The organism is Pseudomonas sp. 22526, from assembly GCF_052044735.1.
GTDB classification, from domain to species: domain Bacteria; phylum Pseudomonadota; class Gammaproteobacteria; order Pseudomonadales; family Pseudomonadaceae; genus Aquipseudomonas; species Aquipseudomonas piscium.
In genome coordinates, this window is sequence record NZ_JBQENK010000007.1 from 214,229 (window position 1) to 236,082 (window position 21,854).

Annotated in this window: 13 protein-coding genes; 7 read left to right on the plus strand and 6 right to left on the minus strand. The window is 64.4% G+C overall.

What is annotated here, in order from left to right:
- Window positions 1-413: 413 nt before the first annotated feature.
- Window positions 414-3,014 carry a bifunctional aconitate hydratase 2/2-methylisocitrate dehydratase gene (gene acnB / locus ACTJKT_RS13110; RefSeq protein ID WP_440787395.1) on the plus strand — a complete coding sequence of 867 codons (2,601 nt, stop codon included), beginning with the start codon at window positions 414-416 and terminating at the stop codon, window positions 3,012-3,014.
- A 519-nt stretch (window positions 3,015-3,533) separates the two neighbouring features.
- On the opposite strand, the gene ACTJKT_RS13115 is transcribed toward acnB, so the two are convergent.
- The 5 genes from ACTJKT_RS13115 to ACTJKT_RS13135 form a co-directional block, all read right to left on the minus strand.
- On the minus strand, window positions 3,534-4,814 hold the full coding sequence (locus ACTJKT_RS13115; protein WP_440787396.1) for a serine/threonine transporter: 1,281 nt from the start codon (window positions 4,812-4,814) through the stop codon (window positions 3,534-3,536).
- Between the two features lie 341 nt (window positions 4,815-5,155).
- The gene (locus ACTJKT_RS13120) at window positions 5,156-5,377 is read right to left on the minus strand and encodes a formate dehydrogenase subunit delta (RefSeq protein WP_097303060.1); all 222 of its coding nucleotides are present in this window, start codon (window positions 5,375-5,377) and stop codon (window positions 5,156-5,158) included.
- Entirely contained in the window at window positions 5,374-8,250 is a 2,877-nt protein-coding gene (gene fdhF / locus ACTJKT_RS13125) for a formate dehydrogenase subunit alpha (protein ID WP_440787397.1), read from the minus strand. Before fdhF ends, ACTJKT_RS13120 begins: the two co-directional genes overlap by 4 nt.
- On the minus strand, window positions 8,247-9,806 hold the full coding sequence (locus tag ACTJKT_RS13130; protein ID WP_440787398.1) for a formate dehydrogenase beta subunit: 1,560 nt from the start codon (window positions 9,804-9,806) through the stop codon (window positions 8,247-8,249). The genes fdhF and ACTJKT_RS13130 overlap by 4 nt, the downstream gene beginning before the upstream one ends.
- Window positions 9,800-10,282, minus strand: coding sequence for a formate dehydrogenase subunit gamma (locus tag ACTJKT_RS13135; RefSeq protein ID WP_007923877.1), 483 nt, complete (start codon window positions 10,280-10,282; stop codon window positions 9,800-9,802). The genes ACTJKT_RS13130 and ACTJKT_RS13135 overlap by 7 nt, the downstream gene beginning before the upstream one ends.
- A 540-nt stretch (window positions 10,283-10,822) precedes the next feature.
- On the opposite strand from ACTJKT_RS13135, the gene ACTJKT_RS13140 reads away from it, so the two are divergent.
- The 6 genes from ACTJKT_RS13140 to ACTJKT_RS13165 all read left to right on the plus strand — a co-directional run bounded on the left by ACTJKT_RS13140 (window position 10,823) and on the right by ACTJKT_RS13165 (window position 20,315).
- The gene (locus ACTJKT_RS13140) at window positions 10,823-11,362 is read left to right on the plus strand and encodes a cysteine hydrolase family protein (RefSeq protein WP_440787399.1); all 540 of its coding nucleotides are present in this window, start codon (window positions 10,823-10,825) and stop codon (window positions 11,360-11,362) included.
- Window positions 11,363-11,694: 332 nt separating this feature from the next.
- On the plus strand, window positions 11,695-12,645 hold the full coding sequence (locus tag ACTJKT_RS13145) for a 2-hydroxyacid dehydrogenase (protein ID WP_440787400.1): 951 nt from the start codon (window positions 11,695-11,697) through the stop codon (window positions 12,643-12,645).
- 253 nt (window positions 12,646-12,898) lie between these two features.
- The gene (locus tag ACTJKT_RS13150; RefSeq protein WP_440787401.1) at window positions 12,899-13,966 is read left to right on the plus strand and encodes a phosphotransferase family protein; all 1,068 of its coding nucleotides are present in this window, start codon (window positions 12,899-12,901) and stop codon (window positions 13,964-13,966) included.
- 35 nt (window positions 13,967-14,001) lie between these two features.
- Window positions 14,002-14,769 (plus strand): SDR family oxidoreductase, encoded by a 768-nt coding sequence (locus ACTJKT_RS13155; protein WP_007923881.1) that lies wholly within the window; start codon window positions 14,002-14,004, stop codon window positions 14,767-14,769.
- Window positions 14,770-15,270: 501 nt separating this feature from the next.
- Window positions 15,271-19,002: an autotransporter domain-containing protein gene (locus ACTJKT_RS13160; RefSeq protein ID WP_440787402.1), complete on the plus strand. Its 3,732-nt coding sequence runs from the start codon at window positions 15,271-15,273 to the stop codon at window positions 19,000-19,002.
- A gap of 197 nt (window positions 19,003-19,199) precedes the next feature.
- Entirely contained in the window at window positions 19,200-20,315 is a 1,116-nt protein-coding gene (locus ACTJKT_RS13165) for a Gfo/Idh/MocA family protein (protein WP_440787403.1), read from the plus strand.
- 93 nt (window positions 20,316-20,408) lie between these two features.
- On the opposite strand, the gene ACTJKT_RS13170 is transcribed toward ACTJKT_RS13165, so the two are convergent.
- A complete protein-coding gene (locus tag ACTJKT_RS13170) occupies window positions 20,409-21,842 on the minus strand; it encodes an FAD/NAD(P)-binding protein (protein WP_440787404.1) in 1,434 nt (477 codons plus the stop codon).
- Between the last annotated feature and the right edge of the window lie 12 nt (window positions 21,843-21,854).

Below are 21,854 nucleotides of genomic sequence, written 5' to 3' on the forward strand. Positions count from 1 at the left end.
TGCCAAGGGAACGACCATTGGCGGCATCCCGCGCCTTGCCTCGCACACGTTGGCCCAGCAACGCGGCTCGCCACCAAAGTCCAATAGACCCTGTCTTACCTTTAAATTTTTTTTGCCGTAGAATCAGCCAGCCTTTTTAGGCGCCAATGTCCGTTAGAAGCTGTTTTCAAAGCGTCACGAGCACAGTCGTTCCTTCAGAGCGGTGTTGGCGATGGGTCTTTCCAGCGGGGAAAGCCCAGCGCCAACCCTCATCAGCTCCCGTTCTGCAGGCGTAAAACTTTGAAAGCAGCTTCTGTAAGGAATTGTCGGTAATTCTGGCCAAGTGACCCACAACGTCACGCAGCGCATGAGTACGGCAATTTCGGGATGAGCGTCCCGGACACCCATTTGGGACCACTGATGAGGGTAATACTGTGCTTGAAGCCTACCGCAAACATATCGAAGAGCGTGCAGCCCTGGGTATCGTTCCCCAGCCGCTAAACGCCGAACAAACTGCAGGCCTGGTCGAGCTGCTGAAGAATCCCCCCGCTGGCGAAGAAGCCTTCCTCGTTGACCTGATCACCAATCGCGTTCCGCCAGGAGTCGACGAAGCCGCCTATGTAAAGGCCGGTTTCCTCTCCGCGCTGGCCAAAGGCGAAGCCAAATCCCCTCTGCTGGACAAGAAGCGCGCCGTTGAACTGCTGGGCACCATGCAGGGCGGCTACAACATCGTGACCCTGGTCGAGCTGCTGGACGACGCCGAGCTGGCTCCGGTCGCGGCCGCACAGCTCAAGCACACCCTGCTGATGTTCGATGCCTTCCACGACGTCGCGGAAAAAGCCAAGAACGGCAACGTTCACGCCCAAGGCGTACTGCAATCCTGGGCCGACGGCGAGTGGTTCAAGAACCGCCCGGTACTGGCCGACAAGATCAGCCTGCGCGTGTTCAAGGTGACTGGCGAAACCAACACCGACGACCTGTCCCCTGCCCCGGATGCCTGGTCCCGTCCTGACATCCCGCTGCACGCCCTGGCCATGCTGAAAATGGCCCGTGACGGCATCGTTCCGGATCAGCAAGGCGCCATCGGCCCGATGAAACAGATCGAGCAGATGCGCAACGACGGCTTCCCGATCGCCTACGTCGGCGACGTGGTCGGCACCGGTTCGTCCCGTAAATCGGCGACCAACTCCGTGCTGTGGTTCTTCGGCGACGACGTGCCTTACGTGCCGAACAAGCGTGCAGGCGGCTTCTGCTTCGGCAGCAAGATCGCACCGATCTTCTACAACACCATGGAAGACGCCGGCGCCCTGCCGATCGAATTCGATGTGTCGAAGATGAACATGGGCGACGTGATCGACCTGTACCCGCACACCGGTAAAGTCACCAAGCACAACAGCGACGAAGTCCTGGCCACCTTCGAAATGAAGACCCCGGTCCTGCTCGACGAAGTCCGTGCCGGCGGCCGTATCCCGCTGATCATCGGCCGTGGCCTGACCGAGAAGGCGCGCACCGAACTGGGCCTGCCACCTTCGGACCTGTTCAAGAAGCCGGAAGCTCCGGCCGAAAGCACCAAGGGCTTCACCCTGGCGCAGAAAATGGTCGGCAAGGCGTGCGGCGTGACTGGCGTGCGTCCAGGCACCTACTGCGAACCGAAGATGACCACCGTCGGCTCCCAGGACACCACTGGCCCGATGACCCGTGACGAACTGAAGGACCTGGCTTGCCTGGGCTTCTCCACCGATCTGGTGATGCAGTCGTTCTGCCACACCGCGGCCTATCCGAAGCCGATCGACGTCACCACCCACCACACCCTGCCTGACTTCATCATGACCCGTGGCGGCGTGTCCCTGCGTCCGGGCGACGGCATCATCCACAGCTGGCTGAACCGCATGCTGCTGCCGGACACCGTCGGCACCGGTGGCGACTCCCACACCCGTTTCCCGATCGGCATCTCGTTCCCGGCCGGTTCCGGCCTGGTGGCCTTCGCCGCCGCCACTGGCGTCATGCCGCTGGACATGCCGGAATCGATCCTGGTCCGCTTCAAGGGCAAGCTGCAGCCTGGCGTCACCCTGCGCGACCTGGTTCACGCCATCCCTTACTACGCGATCCAGAAAGGCCTGCTGACCGTCGAGAAGAAAGGCAAGAAGAACGCCTTCTCCGGCCGCATCCTGGAGATCGAAGGTCTGGAAACCCTGACCGTCGAGCAAGCCTTCGAACTGTCCGACGCCTCGGCCGAACGTTCGGCTGCCGGTTGCACCATCAAGCTGTCCAAAGAGTCGATCGCCGAATACCTGCAGTCGAACATCACCCTGCTGCGCTGGATGATCGGCGAAGGCTACGGCGATGCCCGTACCCTGGAGCGTCGCGCTCAAGCCATGGAAGCCTGGCTGGCCAACCCTGAGCTGCTGGAAGCCGACAAGGACGCCGAGTACGCCGAAGTCATCGAGATCGACCTGGCCGACGTCAAGGAGCCTGTGCTCTGCGCGCCGAACGACCCGGACGACGCTCGCCTGCTCTCCAGCGTTGCTGGCGAGAAGATCGACGAAGTGTTCATCGGTTCCTGCATGACCAACATCGGTCACTTCCGCGCTGCCGGTAAGCTGCTGGATCAGGTCAAGGGTCAGCTGCCAACCCGTCTGTGGCTGTCGCCGCCGACCAAGATGGACGCTCACCAGCTGACCGAAGAAGGCTACTACGGCATCTACGGCAAGGCTGGCGCGCGCATGGAAATGCCGGGCTGCTCGCTGTGCATGGGTAACCAGGCACGCGTCGAGCCGAACTCCACCGTGGTTTCGACTTCGACCCGTAACTTCCCGAACCGTCTGGGCGACGGCGCGAACGTCTACCTGGCTTCGGCCGAGCTGGCGTCCGTTGCGTCCATCCTGGGTCGCCTGCCGACCGTCGAGGAGTACATGGAATACGCCGGCAAGATCGACAGCATGGCAGCGGACGTGTACCGCTACCTGAGCTTCGACCAGATCGCCGAGTTCCGTGAGGCTGCTGCGAACGCCAAGATTCCGGTGGTTCAAGCCTAAGGCTGCAAGGCAATGAAGAACGCCGCGTATCCCACGACGATACGCGGCGTTTTTTTATGCCGGCGATTCGTTCGCTGGTCGCTCTGGCAGCAGAGTGCCAGGCATCTTTGCCTACCAAGTCTGGTAGTTGTTACCCCTCCCCGCCCCAGCTAAAAATCACGCCACTGCCAACGGCGCCCGATGCTCGCCCGAATGCCGCGGACTCTTTCGCCCCGTCAAAAGCAACAAATGGAGGGGCCATGTGGCGTATTTACTGGATAAACGCGGCACTCTTAAGTCCATCGCGGGCAAGCCTCGCTCCTACAGTTTCCTTGACTGACTGGCATTAGGCGTCATGGCACTGAGCCGGCTCGGTCAGCTGCAACGAGTCAACCGCGACCAGTTGCCGGCGCTGGACTTTCCGGCCGACCAAAAAAACGGCCGCGCCGCGTTTTATACGCAGTCAGCGGCCGTGGCTTAGCTGAATCGGGCATTTCTGCGCGGCAACCCACCGCCGACACGCGGTGGGCCGCCGGCGGGTCAGGCGCTCAGGGAGTAGACCAGCGCGGTGATGGCCACCAGACCCACCAGGGTGACGAACACATTGGAGGCCTGGCCGCGGTAGCGGGCCATGGCCGGCACCTTGCGGATGGCGTACATCGGCATCAGGAACAGGATGGCCGCGATGATCGGGCCGCCCAGGGTCTCGATCATCCCGAGGATGCTCGGGTTGAGCGTGGCGACTATCCAGCACACCACCAGCATGAAGGCCGCGGTCATGCGGTCCAGGGCCTTGGCGCCCGGGCGGCGGCCGCTTTTCACGATCAGCCCCTTGAGGCCTTCGCTGGCGCCGATGTAGTGGCCCAGGAACGACTTGGCGATAGCCACGAAAGCGATCAACGGCGCGGCGAAGGCGATGGTCGGGTTGCTGAAGTGGTTGGCCAGGTACGACAGGATCGACAGGTTCTGCGCCTTGGCTTCGGCCAGTTGGGCCGGCGACAGGGTCAGTACGCAGCTGAAGACGAAGAACAGCACCATCGCCACCATCAACAGGTGGGCGCGGGACAGGATCTGCGAGCTGCGCTCTTCGGCGTGCACGCCATAACGACGCTTCTGGTCCACGGCAAAGGCCGAGATGATCGGCGAGTGGTTGAACGAGAACACCATGACCGGGATCGCCAGCCACAGGGTGTGCAGGAACGCCGAAGGTTCAGGCAGGGTGCTGGCGGTGCTAAGGATGCCGCCGTTCCAGTGCGGAATCAGGAACACCGCGAGGAACAGCAAGGCGACGATGAACGGGTAGACCATCAGGCTCATCGCCTTGACGATCACCTGCTCGCCGCAGCGCACCACGGCCAGCAGGCCGAGGATCAGCATCAGCGACAGCACGGCGCGCGGTGGCGGCATGATGTGCAGCTGGTGCTCCATGAAGCTGCCCACGGTGTTGGTCAGGGCCACGCTGTAGATCAGCAGGATCGGGAAGATGGCGAAAAAGTACAGCAAGGTGATCAGGGCGCCGGCCTTGATCCCGAAATGCTCTTCCACCACTTCGGTGATGTCCGCGCCGTCACGCCCGGAGAGCACGAAGCGGGTCAGGCCGCGGTGGGCGAAGAAGGTCATCGGGAACGCCAGCAGCGCCAGGACCAGCAGCGGCCAGAAGCCGCCCAGGCCGGCGTTGATCGGCAAGAACAGGGTCCCTGCGCCGATGGCAGTGCCGAACAGGCCCAGCATCCAGGTAGTGTCATGGCGATTCCAGCCAGCTAGGGTCGCTGGGGCTGCCGCTTCAAAGCGTTGATCAACGCTGTTGGCCTGATCATTCATCCGGTGGGATCTCCACATTCCGGTCATTTGCCACTCGGCCAGGACGCGTCGGAATACCCGACAGACAAAGCCCTCGCCGAAACAGGGGCGCGATTGTCCGGGATTACTCGGCAGAAGCAAAGACTTAGCTGAGGAACGGTTTGCCGGTACAGATGTCTGGAACGCGGTTTTGCGGGGTCGGGCGCAGCCTTTCATTGATCTGCAGCAAGCGCTGGACTCAGTTTCAGGTAGGCCTTCATGCCGGATGTGCCGATCAAACGCAGAAGCCAGGGCAAGGCCCTGGCTTCTGACTGGTTGCAACAAGGCGGTCCGGTTCAAGGTTTGCCCGCCAACGGCAGAGGCTAGGTCTGCCCTTCCCCTTCCGTCAGCGCCGCCTGCACCAGGGGATGCAGCGCCGCGCCGGGGTGTGTGGTCTGCCAGGCCGCCAGTTCCCTGCGCATGGCCGGTGTCCAGAAGCTTTGCAGGTGCTGGCGCACGCTACGCACCGCCTGGGCGTTGTCCGGTTCGCTGGCGAAGAACTGGGCGATCTGGTTGGCCATCTTGATCAGGCTTTCGCTGCTCATCGGCGCACCTCGGCTTTCTCGGCGTGACGACGCTCCCGCAGCAGGCGCCCCTGTTCATCACTGAACGCCTGATAACGTTTCTGCCATTCGGAAGGCTGGCTGACCCGCACCACCTCTACCGCCGTCACCTTGTATTCCGGGCAGTTGGTGGCCCAGTCGGAGTTGTCGGTGGTGATCACGTTGGCGCCCGATTCCGGGAAGTGGAAGGTGGTGTAGACCACCCCCGGCGCCACCCGCTCGGTCACCTTGGCCCGCAGCACCGTCTGCCCGGCGCGGCTGCCGATACCGGCCCAGTCGCCGTCGGCGATACCGCGGTTCTCGGCGTCGGTCGGGTGGATTTCCAGGCGGTCCTCCTCGTGCCAGGCCACGTTGTCGGTGCGCCGGGTCTGGGCGCCGACGTTGTACTGGCTGAGGATGCGTCCGGTGGTCAGCAGCAACGGGTAGCGGCTGTTGACCTTCTCCTCGGTGGGCACGTAGCCGGTGAGCATGAAGCGGCCCTTGCCGCGCACGAACTCATCGATGTGCATGGTCGGCGTGCCGTCCGGCGCGGCATCGTTGCACGGCCATTGCAGGCTGCCGTGGCGGTCCAGTTCGGCGTAGCTGACGCGGTGGAAGGTCGGGGTCAGGCGCGCTATCTCGTCCATGATCTCTGAGGGATGGCGGTACTGCATCTTGTAGCCCAGGGCGTCGGCCAGGGCGATGGTGGCTTCCCAGTCGGCCTTGCCGGCCAGGGGCTCCATCACCTTGCGCACCCGGGAGATGCGGCGCTCGGCGTTGGTGAAGGTGCCGTCCTTCTCGAGGAAGGAGCTGCCCGGCAGGAACACATGGGCGAACTTGGCCGTCTCGTTGAGGAAGATGTCCTGCACCACCACGCACTCCATGGCCGTCAGAGCGGCGGTCACGTGCTGGGTGTTGGGGTCGCTCTGGGCGATGTCCTCGCCCTGGCAGTAGAGCGCCTTGAAGGTGCCGTCCAGGGCCGCCTCGAACATATTGGGGATGCGCAGGCCCGGGTCGGGTTGCAGGGTGACGTTCCAGGCCTGTTCGAACTGGGCGCGCACCGCCTCGTTGGAGATATGCCGATAGCCAGGCAGCTCATGGGGGAAGGAGCCCATGTCGCAGGAGCCCTGGACGTTGTTCTGCCCGCGCAGCGGGTTGACCCCGACACCCTCGCGGCCGATGTTGCCGGTGACCATCGCCAGGTTGGCGATGCCCATCACCGAGGTGCTGCCCTGGCTGTGCTCGGTGACGCCCAGGCCGTAGTAGATGGCCGCGTTGCCACCGGTGGCGTAAAGCCGCGCGGCCTCGCGGATCTGTTTGGCCGGCACCCCGCAAATCGGCCCCAGGACCTCGGGGGAGTTCTCCGCCAGGCTGACGAAGTCGCGCCAGCGAGCGAAGTCCGCCGCTTCGCAGCGCTGATCGACGAAAGGCTGGTTGACCAGGCCCTCGGTGACGATCACATGGGCCAATGCATTGAGCATGGCCACGTTGGTGCCCGGACGCAGTTGCAAATGCAGGTCGGCACGGGCATGGGGCGAATCCACCAGGTCGATGCGCCGTGGGTCGATGACAATCAGCCGCGCGCCCTGGCGCAGGCGGCGCTTGAGCTGGGAGCCGAATACCGGGTGCGCGTCGGTGGGGTTGGCGCCCATCACCAGGATGACGTCGGCCTGCATCACCGAGTCGAAACTCTGGGTGCCGGCGGATTCGCCCAGCGTCTGCTTGAGGCCGTAGCCGGTGGGCGAATGGCAGACCCGGGCGCAGGTGTCGACGTTGTTGTTGCCGAAGGCGGTGCGCACCAGCTTCTGTACCAGGTAGGTCTCTTCGTTGGTGCAACGGCTGGAGGTGATGCCGCCGATGGAGTCGCGCCCGTATTTCAGCTGGATGCGGCGCAACTCGCTGGCCGCGTAGGTGACCGCCTCTTCCCAGCTGACCTCTTGCCACGGGTCGCTGATGTGCTTGCGGATCATCGGCTTGGTGATGCGGTCCGGGTGGGTGGCGTAGCCCCAGGCAAAGCGGCCCTTGACGCAGGAGTGGCCATGGTTGGCCTGGCCGTTCTTGTCCGGGACCATGCGCACCAGTTGCTCGCCTTTCATTTCGGCGCGGAAGGAGCAGCCCACGCCGCAGTAGGCGCAGGTGGTGATGACGCTGCGCTCGGGCTGGCCGATTTCCACCACACTCTTTTCCATCAGGGTGGCGGTCGGGCAGGCCTGTACGCAGGCGCCGCAAGACACGCATTCGGAATCGAGGAAATTGTCGCCACCGGCCGCCGCCACCCTTGAGTCGAAGCCGCGCCCGCTGATGGTCAGGGCGAAGGTGCCCTGGGTTTCCTCGCAAGCGCGCACGCAGCGGTTGCAGACGATGCACTTGCTCGGGTCGTAGTCGAAATAGGGGTTGGAGACGTCCTTCCGTTCGTCCAGGTGGTTGGCGCCCTCATAGCCGTAGCGCACTTCCCGCAGGCCCACCTGCCCCGCCACCGTCTGCAACTCGCAGTTGCCGTTGGCCGAGCAGGTCAGGCAGTCCAGCGGGTGGTCGGAGATGTACAGCTCCATCACGTTGCGCCGCAGGCTGGCGAGCTTGGAGGTCTGGGTGTGGACGACCATGCCCTCGGTCACCGGCGTGGTGCAGGAGGCCGGATAACCACGCATGCCCTCGATCTCCACCAGGCACATGCGGCAGGAACCGAAAGCTTCCAGGCTGTCGGTGGCGCAGAGTTTGGGGATGGTGGTGCCGAGCAAGGCCGCGGCGCGCATCACCGAGGTGCCGGAAGCGACGCTGATTTCCCGGCCGTCGATGGTCAGGCTGACCTGCACGCTACTTTCCCGTGCCGGGGTGCCGAGGTCGATATCGCTGGTAGGGTCGAAGATATTGATCATTGGTCGGCCTCCGTGGTCGCCAGACCGAAATCGGCGGGAAAGTGCTTAAGGGCGCTGGCGACGGGGTAGGAAGTCATCCCGCCCAGGGCACAGAGCGAGCCGTATTGCAGGGTGTCGCAGAGGTCTTGCAGCAGCAGCGCCTGTTCCTCACGGGCCGCGGCGTCGCTGCTGGCGATCAAGCGGTCCACCACCTCCACCCCACGGGTCGAGCCGATCCGGCACGGCGTGCACTTGCCGCAGGATTCCTCGGCGCAGAACTGCAAGGCAAAACGGGCCATGCGGGCCATGTCCAGGCTGTCGTCGGCGACCACCACGCCACCGTGGCCGAGCATCGCGCCCATGGCGGCGAACGCCTCGTAGTCCAGCGGCGTATCGAACTGCGCGGGAGGCACCCAGGCCCCCAGCGGCCCACCCACTTGCGCCGCCTTCAATGGCCGGCCGCTGGCGGTGCCGCCGCCATAACCTTCCACCAGCTCGCGCAGGCTCAGGCCGAAGGCGCGTTCCACCAGGCCCGCCTGGCGGACGTTGCCGGCCAGTTGGAACGGCATGGTGCCCAGGGAACGGCCCATGCCGAAGTCGCGATAGAACTGCGCGCCCTTCTCCAGGATGATCGGCACCGAGGCCAGGGTCAGCACGTTGTGCACCAGCGTTGGCAAGCCGAACAGGCCCTGCAGGGCCGGCAGCGGCGGTTTGGCGCGAACCGTGCCGCGCTTGCCTTCGAGGGATTCCAGCAGCGCCGTTTCCTCACCGCAGATGTAGGCGCCGGCCCCCACCCGCACGTCCAGGTCGAAGGGCCGGCCGCTACCGCCCACGTTCGCCCCCAGGTAACCGGCCTCGCGGGCGATGCGCAGGGCCTCGTTCAGGGTGCCGATGGCATCCGGGTATTCCGAGCGCACGTAGATGTAGCCCTTGCTGGCCCCCACGGCGATGCCGGCGATGATCATGCCTTCGATCAGCAGGAAGGGGTCGCCCTCCATCAGCATGCGGTCGGCGAAGGTGCCGGAGTCACCTTCATCGGCGTTGCAGACCACGTATTTCTGGGCCCCCGCGGCTTCGCGCACGGTGCGCCACTTGATACCCGCCGGAAAGGCCGCGCCACCCCGGCCGCGCAGGCCGGAGTCGAGCACGCTGGCGACCACCTGCGCGCCCTCCATCTGGATGGCCCGGGCCAGGCCCCGGAAACCGCCCTGGGCGTGGTAGTCGTCCAGGGACAGCGGTTGAGTGATGCCGGCCCGAGCGAACAACAGGCGCTGCTGGCTCTGCAGATAAGGGATCTGCTCCACCGGCCCCAGGGCCGATGGGTGGCTGCCGGGGTCTGCCGCCAGGGCGTCGAGCAGGCTCGGCACGTCCTCCGCGGTCAGGGGGCCGAAACCCAGGCGGCCGTCAGCGCTGTCCAGCTCCAGCAGCGGCTCCAGCCAATAGAGGCCACGGGAGCTGGTGCGGCGCAGTTCCAATGGCAGTTGTCGACGTTCGGCCTCACGCGCCAGCGCAACGGCCACCTTGTCCGCGCCCACGGCACGGGCCACCGAATCGCGGGGGATATAGAGCTTCAGCATGCGCCATCCTCCAGGCAGCCACTCACCAGCTGGCGCAGGCGCTCGGGAGTGATCCGGGCGTGCAGCTCGCCGTCCAGTTCCAGGGCTGGCGAACAGGCGCAGGCCCCCAGGCAATAGACCGGTCGCAGGTTGATACTGCCGTCGGCGGTGGTGCCATGGTCGTCCAGCAACAGTTGTTCGCGCAGTTGCGCAGCCAGGCGTTCGGCCCCCCGGCTCTGGCAGGACTCGGCCCGGCACAGACGCAGGGTATGGCGCGCGGGCGGGGTGGTGCGGAAATCGTGGTAGAAGCTGATTACGCCGTGCACTTCAGCCAGGCTGAGGTTGAGGGCATGGGCGATCTCGGGGATGGCGGTGTCGGGGATGTACCCGCAACCGTCCTGAATGGCGTGGAGAATCGGCAGCAAGGCACCGGGGGTGTCCTTTTCCCGCTCCAACACGCTGTGAATCAGAGGCAGATGAAGCGTGTCATCAGACATAAACGTACCTCGGCATCTCGAACGCCACCGCCGCATAGCGGCCGCCGTCCGGAGTCTTCGGCTGCAGCGCCCGACCACGTCACGGAGGCGTGGATCCTCGGTCGCCATTCTTGCTCTCCGGCCAAGTGTCTTGGCGCACCTGGTCCGGGGCATCCTGGAAGCTTGCCCATCACCATAGCCCGGCGATTGCACCCAGGCGACCCATCGTGTCCTGAAAGCGACCTGCTGGTCTGGACCGCTGGCCCGCCCCAGTTCCAGAAACTGAAGCAAGGTCAGCCTAGCCCACGGGGCCATCGATCAGGTGCACGTCCGGCCCAAACAAACATCCCCCTCAGATTGACAGTACTCGAACCCTGGCCCCATGATCGGCGTCATGAATTTCTTCCCGCGCCATCTCACCCGCACTACCACCACGACCGCTTCCGGCGGGTCGTGTGGTCGCTGCATGAGCTGACAACAGCGCAGTCGAACCCAAGGCCCCGCCAGCAATGGACGGGGCCTTTTGTTTCTCCGTCCAGCTGGTTCACAAGGAGAAACACCATGCCGTCACCCCAGGCCCAGCGCCCCGCCCTGCTGATCGTCGACATGCAGGTCGGCCTGTTTCACGGACCAGAGCAGCCCTTCGAGGGGCAGCGCGTGCTCGACAACATCAACCAACTGATCCACCGCGCCCGGCAGGCCGGCGCGCCGGTGATCGCCGTGCGCCATACCGGCCCGCAAGGCTCGCCCATCGCCGCCGGCAGCGCGCCGTGGCAACTGCTGCCGCAGTTGCAGCTCGAGGCCAGCGACCAGCGGCTGGACAAAACCCGCCCCAATTGTTTTGTCGGCACCGGGCTGGCCGAACACCTGAGGGCGGCGCAGATCGATGAGCTGGTGATCGTCGGCATGAAGACCCAGTACTGCATCGACGCCACCTGCCGCGCCGCCCTGGACCTGGGGTTTGCCGCGGTGCTGGCGGAGGATGCCCATACCTGCATGGATACACCGCTGCTCCCGGCCCGGGCGATCATCGACCACCACAATGCGACGCTGGACGGCGCCTTTGCCCGGCGGGTGAAAACTGCTGATATCCGTTTCTGAGCATTCACCACCCTGAAGGAGTGGCGCCCTTCAGGCCTTCATCGCGGGCAAGCCTCGCTCCTACAAAAGCCGTGTCAGGCGCAAGACTGTGATTGCCGCAGCTTGTGTAGGAGCCAGGCTTGCCGGCGATTAGGCCCTTGAGGGCGGCAATGATCTCCAGGCCGCTGTCGCGGGGAAAAACCCGCGCCAGCGCCTTGCCAAAGCGCCCTGCAATCCGCAATCTTGAGCCCTTGAGTGGTTTATCACGGTACAGCAGCTCCAGGAGCTGTACGCCGGTTGCCGTCGATGTGCCATACGCCGTCCGTCCCTCTTCAGTCCTTCAGGAGACACGCATGCCCGCCACCGTTCTGGTCCTCGTCGAAACCATCAATGACTACCTGTGGATCCTGGAAAACCAGGGTTTCCACCTGATCCTCGCGCCGACGCCCAGCGAACGGGCGGACGCCATCAAGGCCCATGCAGGGCAGATCAACGCCGTGCTCACCCGCGGCCCGCTGGGCCTGAGCGCCGAAGAAATCGCCGCCCTGCCGCACCTGGAAATCATCTGCGTGATCGGCGCCGGCTACGAGCAGGTCGACCTGCAGGCGGCGAGCAACCGCGGGATAGCGGTGAGCAACGGCGCCGGGGTCAACGCCTCGTCGGTGGCCGACCACGCCATGGCCCTGCTGCTGTCCCTAGTCCGTGACATCCCCCGCGCCGATGCCGCCGTGCGTCGTGGCGAATGGCCGAAGGTCATGCGCCCGTCCCTGGCCGGCAAGCGCCTGGGCGTCCTGGGCCTCGGCGCCGTCGGCCTGGCCATCGCCAAGCGCTGCGCCAACGGCTTCGACATGAGCGTCAGCTACCACAACCGGCAGATCCGCAGCGACGTGCCTTACAGCTTCTGCCCGACCCCGACCGAACTGGCGCGGCATTCGGACTTCCTGATGGTCGCCACGCCCGGCGGCGTAGGCACTCGCCAACTGATCGACAAGGCCGTGCTGCAGGCCCTGGGGCCGGAGGGTTTCCTGGTGAACATTGCCCGTGCCAGCGTGGTGAATACCGCCGACCTGCTGCAGGCCCTGGAACAACGCAGCATCGCCGGCGCGGCCCTGGACGTGTTCGACGACGAGCCACGGGTGCCGGACGCCTTGAAGACCCTGAACAATGTGGTGCTGACACCCCACGTCGCCGGGCTGTCGCCGGAAGCGACCCAGGCCACGGTGGAACTAGTGGGCAAGAACCTCGTCGCGCACTTCAGCGGCCAACCGCTGTTGACCCCCATCGCCCTGCCTGCCCCGAACTGAACCAGGCGCGCTACGAAAGGCGCCTGCGACGCTGCGCACAAACAGGCCGATGCGCGAGCCCGGTCGGAATGCTCATTCAGGCCCAGCGAACTGGACTAGAGTGAAACCGGGCCCATTCAAACGCTTGTATCAAAAGCAATGATTGCCCGGCAACACGCTCACCTATAAAGGCCTCCGGCGATTGTGGCGCTCAGGTGGGCACATTAGATTAGCCAATAATCTCTGGCCTCCAGAATAAGCAGAAGGGATAAGCATGGCGCTTACTGACCAGTCCACCCGTACTCGCTCCGGCGAGGAACTCGATGCCAACCTGATCGATCCGTACCTCAAGGCACATATTCCGGGCCTGACCGGCACCCCGCAGATCAGCCAGTTTCCGGGCGGCGCGTCGAACCTGACTTACCTGCTGGAATACCCGGGACAGGAATTCGTCCTGCGCCGCCCGCCCTTCGGCCACAAGGCCAAGTCGGCCCACGACATGGGCCGCGAATACCGCATCCTCAACCAGCTCAAGGACGGCTTTCCCTATTGCCCGAAAGCCTATGTGCACTGCACCGACGAATCGGTGATCGGCGCCGAGTTCTATGTGATGGAGCGGGTCAAGGGCATCATCCTGCGCTCCGACCTGCCGCCGGAACTGGGTTTCGACGCGGCCAGGACCGAAGCCCTGTGCAAGAGCTTCATCGACAAATTCGTTGAGCTGCACCGGGTCGACTACAAGGCCTGCGGCCTGAGCGACCTGGGCAAGCCCGAAGGTTATGTGCAACGCCAGATCAAGGGCTGGAGCGACCGCTACGAGAAAGCCCTGACCCCTGACGCGCCCAAGTGGGAAGCGGTCAAGGCCTGGCTCAACGACAAGATGCCGGCCGATCACCCGACCTCCAGCATCGTGCACAACGACTACCGCTTCGACAACGTGATCCTCGACCCGGCCAACCCGATGCAGATCATCGGCGTGCTGGACTGGGAACTGACTACCCTGGGCGACCCGCTGATGGACCTGGGCAACACCCTGGCCTACTGGATCGAAGCCGGCGACCCGGCGCCGGTGCAACTGATGCGCCGCCAGCCGAGCAACGCCCCGGGCATGCTGAGCCGCCAGCAGTTCGTCGACTACTACGCCGAACGCGCCGGCATCCAGATCGGCAATTTCGACTTCTACTACACCTACGGCCTGTTCCGCCTGGCCGGCATCGTGCAGCAGATCTACTACCGCTTCTTCCATGGCCAGACCCAGGACAAACGCTTCGCGCAGTTCATTCACATGAACAAGCTGCTGGAGCAGATGAGCCTGCAGGTCATCCACAAATCCAGCCTCTGATCGTCCCGGCGCCAGGCACACAATAAGGAAAAACCATGTCCAAGACTCAGTTGTTCGACCTCGACGGCAAGATCGCTTTCGTCTCCGGCGCCAGCCGCGGTATCGGTGAAGCCATCGCCAAGCTGCTGGCCCAGCAAGGCGCCCATGTGATCGTTTCGAGCCGCAAGCTCGAAGGCTGCCAGCATGTGGCCGACGCCATTGTCGCCGCCGGCGGCAAGGCCACCGCCATCGCCTGCCATATCGGCGAGATGGAGCAGATCAGCCAAGTGTTCGCCGGCATCCGCGAACAATTCGGGCGCCTGGACATCCTGGTCAACAACGCCGCCACCAACCCGCAGTTCTGCAACGTGCTGGACACCGACCTGGGCGCCTTCCAGAAGACCGTCGACGTGAATATCCGCGGCTACTTCTTCATGTCGGTGGAAGCCGGCAAGCTGATGCGCGACAACGGCGGCGGCAGCATCATCAACGTGGCCTCGATCAATGGCGTGTCCCCCGGCATCTTCCAGGGCATCTACTCGGTGACCAAGGCCGCGGTGATCAACATGACCAAGGTCTTCGCCAAGGAATGCGCGCAGTTCGGCATCCGCTGCAACGCCCTGCTGCCGGGCCTGACCGACACCAAGTTCGCCTCGGCGCTGGTGAAGAACGACGCCATCCTCAAGACCGCCCTGGCGCAGATCCCCCTCAAGCGCGTGGCCGACCCGAGCGAAATGGCCGGTGCCGTGCTCTACCTGGCCAGCGATGCCTCGAGCTACACCACGGGCGTATCGCTGAACGTGGACGGCGGTTTCCTGTCCTGAGCGATCCTCGGCGTACAACAAAGGCAGCCTGCGGGCTGCCTTTTTATTGCCCGGCACCCACACCTCGCCCCAACCTTGTTCAAACAGAAAACCAAACCTGTCACAGTTCTGGTATCAAGTTCGTAGCACTCTATAAATATTTTGTTACAAGCTCATTTGTCATGCTATAACCCTCTCGCAGTTATTTTTCTGCAACACCACTCATGTGAAACACCATTGTTTGAAAACAGCGGAGGTCGATGTGCGCCTTAAAGAAAAACAACTTGAGGATCAACAACTGACAACTCGGTGATTGTCGACTTTTTAATATGTACCACCTAGTGAGTATCAAGCGGACAGTAACGATAACCGAGACTGAATTCCCTATTGCTCAGTAAAAACAATAAGTACACCAGGTGTTTCCAAACAGCACCTTTGTTTCAGCCCATCATTTACACCCTGCCTATTACAAGAGATCGAAACATCAGTTTCGACCAAGGACATATCTCAAGGAAAAGGAACATGGACGTAGCAGGTATCGATTCAGGCAAACGCAGCAACCCTTTAAAACCAGCTTCCCTGAGCCCTGTCGCAATGGCCATCGCCTTGTGGCTGGGTCAGGGCCAGATGGCTCTGGCAGATAATCCGCCCACCGGCTCGCCCTATACACCCCAGGTATTGGAGGCTGCGTTCAGGAACGCCGCTGCGTCATTCGTGCCGGGCAGCGCCGTGTATACCAACTTGCGTTTTGGTGTAGGCAATACCATGGACCTGGCAGCCAAAGAGTTTGCCGCACAATCGACAAAGTTCGACTCGTTGCTCCAGCAGAACTACGAACTGCAGGCGGAAAACCTGTCGATCAGTGCAATGCTCGGCGATACGAGCAAGGTACTTGATTACAACAACAATCTGGATCGCTATAAAAGCCGCCTGTTCAGCAACTCCGGCCGTTATACCCAGAACATATTCGACTTCGCCAAAGCGATTATTGCCAACCTGCCGACGGCCCAACCTTATACCTATATAGAGCCGGGTGTGGCCACCGACCTGCACAAACAACTCAATGCCGGACAGTCATGGTCCGCCGCGACCGGCAACTGGAGCAATAACGCGCAAACCTGGAAGACTCCGGAAGCCCAGGTCAACTCCGGCCTGGACCGGACCAACGCCTATTACGCCTATGCCCTGGGTATCACCGGGAAAGGGGTAAACGTCGGCGTGCTGGACTCGGGCATCCTCAGTGAACATTCGGAATTCCAGGGCAAGAACGCCGCAGGCGAAAACCGTGTGCAGGCGGTCACCTCGACCGGCGAATACTACGCAACCCATCCGCGCTATCGGTTGGAGGTGCCTGCCGGCGAGTTCCACAAAGGTGAGCACTTCAGTATCCCGGGTGAGTACGACCCGAGCTTCAACGACGGCCACGGCACGGAAATGTCCGGAGTACTGGCGGCCAGTCGCAACGGTACCGGCATGCACGGCATCGCCTTCGACGCCAATCTGTTCGTGGCCAACACCGGCGGCAGCGACAACGACCGTTATCAAGGCTCCAACGACCTCGACTACAACGCCTTCATGGCCAGCTACGACGCGCTGGCGGCGAAAAAAGTGTCGATCGTCAACCAGAGCTGGGGGCAGAACTCGCGTAATGAGGTGGAGAACCACTTCGGCACTGTCGGCGACAGCCCGCAGGATATCCTCAGGGACATGACCGCCGCCTACCGGCCGTTCTGGGACAAGGCCCACGCGGGCCAGAAGACCTGGATGGATGCCATGGCCGACGCCGGCCGGCAGTACTCGTTCATCCAGATCATCTCCGCCGGCAACGACAGCCATGGCGCCAACCCGGACACCAACGCCAACCTCCCCTATTTCAAGCCGGACCTGGAATCCAGGTGGCTGTCCATCACCGGCTATGACGAGACCGGCGCCCAGGTCTACAACCGCTGCGGCACCTCCAAGTGGTGGTGCGTCATGGGGGTTTCCGGCATTCCGTCCGCAGGACCGGAAGGCGAGATCATCCCCAACGCCAACGGCACCTCGGCGGCCGCCCCCAGCGTTTCCGGCGCCCTGGCCCTGGTGATCCAGCGCTTTCCCTACATGACCGCGAGCCAGGCCCGCGATGTCTTGCTGACCACCTCCACCCTGCAAACCCCGGACGGCCCGGACACCCCGGTCGGCGACCGGACGGGCGGACGCACCTACGACAACCTGCAACCGGTGCACGACGCCGCTCCCGGCACCCCGCAGGTGCCAGGCGTGGTCAACGGCTGGGGCCTGCCCAACCTGAAAAAGGCCATGCAGGGCCCGGGACAGTTTGTCGGTGCACTGGCCGTGGCGCTGCCCGCCGGCACCCGCGATATCTGGGCCAACGACATCTCCGACAAAGCGATCCGTGCCCGACGCAGCGAAGACGCCGCCGAACAGGCCACCTGGAGCGCGATCAAGCAGCAAAAAGGTTGGGTCACGGGTCTACCGGCCGGGGCCTCGGCGGACGATCAATTCCAGTACGAGATCGGCATGGCCCGGGAACAGGCAACGCTGACCCGCGGCCTGGACCCGCTGACCGGCCAGACCTATGTCGGCAGCCTGACAAAGTCCGGGGATGGGGAACTGGTACTCGACGGCCAGAGCAGCTATTCGGGCAGTACCTGGGTCCGTGGCGGCAAGCTCTCGGTGGACGGCAGACTGACCTCCAGCGTGACGGTCGATGGCAGCGCCGTGGGCACCGTCGATGCCAATAACCAGGTGGTCACCCGTATCGGCGGCACCCTGGCGGGCAACGGCAGCATCGGCAGCCTGTTGGTGAACAACGGCGGTACTGTGGCCCCCGGCCATTCGGTCGGCACCCTGCACACCGGCGACGTCACGTTCAACCCGGGTTCGGTGTACGCGGTGGAAGTCGCCGCCAACGGGCAGACCGACACCATCCAGAGCACGGGCGTGGCCACTCTCAACGGCGGACAGGTCACCCTCTCCATGGAAAACAGCCCCAACCTGCTGTCTGCGGCCCAGGCCAGCAGCTACCTGGGCCGGCAGTTCAACATCCTCAGCGCCAGCCAGGGTATCAACGGCCAGTTCGCTTCCCTCGCCCCCAGTTTCTTGTTCCTCGGCACCCGCCTGGACTACCAGCCGAACCAGCTGAACCTGGGCATCTACCGCAACCAGACCGCGTTCGCCAGCGTCGCCTTGACCCGTAACGAGCGTGCCGTCGCCAGCGCCATCGACACATTGAGCGCAGGTAATCCGGTGTACGAGAGCATCCTGGCCTCCGACTCGGCGGAACTGGCGCGACAAGCCTTCAACCAGCTCGATGGCCAGGTGCACGCCGACATCGCCGCTGCGCAGATCGCTGACAGCCGTTACCTGCGTGACGCAGTCAACGGCCGCCTGCAACAGGCTCAGGCCCTGGGTACCGATATGGATATCCAGGCCAGCAGCAATGGTGGCTGGGTGCAATTGCTCGGCGGCCACAGGCAAGTCGACGCCGATCACAACGCCACGCGCTACAGCACTTCCACCACCGGCGTCCTGCTCGGCCTGGACACCGACGTCGGCGATGGCTGGCGCGTCGGTGCGGCAACCGGCTACACCAGAACCGATCTGAACGGAGCCTCCAGGACTTCCGCCGACAGCGACAACTATCACCTGTCGATCTATGGCGGCAAACGTTTCGACAGCATCGCCCTGCGCCTCGGCGGAGCCAGCACCTGGCACCGCTTCGACACGTCCCGCGACGTGGCGTACGGCAACCAGTCGAGCCATGAAAAAGCCAACTACAACGCGCGTACCGATCAGGTGTTCGGCGAAATCGGCTACACCCGGTGGGCGGCTTTCGAGCCCTTCGCCAACCTCAGCTACATCAACTTCCAGAACGACTCGTTCAAGGAGCGCGGCGGTGCGGCAGCCTTGCATGGCAGCAAGCAAAGCCAGGACGCCACGCTCTCGACCCTTGGCCTGCGCAGTCATACGCAATTGCCGGTGAGCGCCACCCGCTCGGTGACCTTGCGTGGCGAGCTAGGCTGGGAGCACCAGTACGGCGACCTGGATCGTGAAACCTCATTGAAATTTGCCGGCAGCGCGGCGGCCTTTGCGGTGAACGGCGTGCCGGTGTCTCGCGATGGCGCGGTGGTCAAGGCCGCTGCGGAAATGGCCATGAGCAAAGACACCCTGGTGTCGCTGAACTACACCGGGCTGGTGTCCGGCCATGGCGGTGGCAGCGCGGTCAACCTGGGGTTCAGCTTCCAGTTCTGACCCTGCTCAGGTGATCGGCCCATGGGTGCAATGACTGTTCATTGCACCCTTTTTTATTTGCGCCCTTGGGCTTTTCCCGGCCGGGTTGCCGAGCAGCAGCGGCGCGCCACTGAAAATTTATTCTATAGATTGCAATTACCGAATTTTTATTCCATAAAGAGCCTTCCTTAAAACAACAATTCTGCAAGGGGTCGGCTATGGGTGAACTGGGAATAGGCTTGATCGGCACCGGCTTCATGGGGCGGGCCCATGCGCTGGCGTTTCGTAATGTCAGTGCGGTATTCGAATTGCCGGTGCGCCTGCACCTGGCGGCGCTGGCCGATGCCGACCGCCAGCGCGCCGAACACTGCGCCGCGGCCTGGGGTTTCGCCCGGGCCCACGACGACTGGCAACGGCTGATCGACGACCCCAGGGTCGATCTGGTGGCGATCACCACGCCCAATCATCTGCACTTCCCCATGGCCATGGCCGCCCTGAAGGCCGGCAAGGCGGTGTACTGCGAGAAGCCGCTGGCGGTCAGCGTCGAGCAGGCGCAGCAGATGCAGCAGGCAGCCCAGGCCGCCGGGGTGGTCACCCGGGTCGGCTACAACTATCAGCACAACCCGATGATCCTGCAGACCAAGGCGCTGATCGACAGCGGCGAGCTGGGGCAGATCCTCAGCTTCCAGGGCGAGTTCAGCGAAGACTTCATGGCCGACCCGGCCTCGCCCTTCTCCTGGCGCTGCGAGCCGCAGCATGCCGGCGGCGCCCTGGCCGACCTGGGCAGCCATCTGCTGGCCATGGCGCGTTATCTGCTGGGCGAGGTCGAGGCGGTCTGCGCCGACAGCCAGACCGTGCACCAGCAGCGCCCGGCCAGCGCCGGCAGCCAGGAACAGCGTCCGATCGCCGTGGACGACCAGGCCCACGCCCTGCTGCGTTTCGCCAGCGGCGCCCGCGGGACCTTCAGCAGCAGCTGGCTCAAGCACGGCTACAAGAACCACCTGAGCTTCGAGATCAGCGGCACCCGCGGCACCCTGGCCTTCGACCAGGAACGCCTCAACGAACTGCGCCTGTACCGTGCCGGCGACCAGGGTTTCCAGCGTTTGCTGGCCGGCCCCGCCCTGCCCGGCTACGCCGCCTTCAGCCCGGCCCCGGGGCACCAGCTGGGCTACAACGAGCTGAAGACCCTGGAGGTGCATGAATTGATCATGGCGCTTAGCGGCCAGGGGCACGGCGGGACGGATTTCGCCGAGGCCTGGCAGGTGGAGCGGCTGGCGGCGGCGATTCGGGTTGCGGCGCGGGAGCAGCGTTGGGTGAGTATCGAGACGGTTTGATCGTAAGTGTGATGGCGTCAGAAAGGACGCCATCGCGGGCAAGCCTCGCTCNGAGGCTTGCCCGCGATAGCCGCGAAGCGGCGACGGTGGCGGTTACGCCACCCCCACCAACCGCGCAGCCAACGCCTTGGCCTGGCTGGCCACATCGGTCACCGCAGTGCTTTCCCACCACATGCCACGCAAGGGCGGGCCCATGGCGAACAGCCGGCTGGCCACCTGGCCTTCGGCATCCACCACCGCGCCGCCGGCGTCGGCCCGGATCCCCAGGGCCAGCGGCCCCGGCTTGATCAGTCCACGGGCCAGCAGTTGCTGCGGCAACGGCCGGGCCACCCGGCGCCAGTCGTACTCGATGCCGCTGGAGTTGATCAGCGCATCCCCCGCGACCCAGCTGGTTTGCGCTTCACCGCGACGGCGAATGCGAATCGCCAGGCGCCCATCCGCCGAAGGCTCCAGGCCCTTGAACGAGGCGGCCTGAATGCGCAGCCGCCCTTCCCCGTGCAAACGCGCCACCAGCTCGGCGCTCAGGGGCGGCGAACGGTGGTGATGGCTTTCCCACCAGGGCCGCACATGGCGCACGAACTGCCGGCGCTGCCCATCCGTGGCCTGGCTCCACAAACGCCCGATATGGGCGCGCACCGTGTCCAGCGGCGCCTGCCAGTCCACGCCGTCCGCCAGCGCCTGGCGGCACTGGCGGCGCAGCTCGTGCAACAGCTGGCGCGGGCTGCGGATGCCGGGATCCTCGGCCAGGAAGTCGACCCAGGCCGGTGGCTGGCGCCGCACATGGGGCAACAGGCCGTGGCGCGAGAACACCTCGATCGGCCCGCGATGCCCGGCCTGCTCCAGGGACACCACGGCGTCGACCATGGTCAGCCCGGAGCCGATGATCAGCACAGTCGCCTGCGGGTCGAGCCGGCTCATGGCCGAGACATCCCAGGGGTCCAGCGCGGCGGCGTTGAGGCCGCTGGATTCGGTCTGCGGCGTGCGCGCCGCCGGGAACATGCCGGTGGCCAGCACGGCAAAGGCGCCGCGCAGTTGCTGGCCGTCGTCGAGGGTCAGCCAGGCCCCCTCGGCGTCGGCCTGCAAGTCCACCACCTCGGCGCGCACATGCTCCACCCTCGAGCCCTGCAGGGCGCCTATCGCCTGGGCTTCGGCCAGCCGCTGCTGCACATAGAGGCCGAAGATCCCGCGGGGCGGGAACAGCTCGCTGACCGGCACCGGCTGCTGCTCCGACTCGGGCCAGCCACCGCCGGCAATGTAGTCGCGCAGCCACTGGGTCAGGTCGTCGGCGTTGTCCGGATCGACGCTCATGCGCGCGGCGTTGCCGTTCAGGGTGTGGCCCAGCTCGACGGCGCTGTAGGCCTCGCCGCGCCCCAGCTCGCTGCGCGGTTCGATCACCAGCACCTGGCGCCGGCCCGGCAGGCGCAGCAGTTGGGCGGCGAGCAAGGCGCCACTCAGGCCGCCGCCGACAATCAGTACATCGGCATCCCGGGTGGCGCCGTTCGCCCGTCCGTTGGGTGTTTGGCTCATGGGGTTCTCACG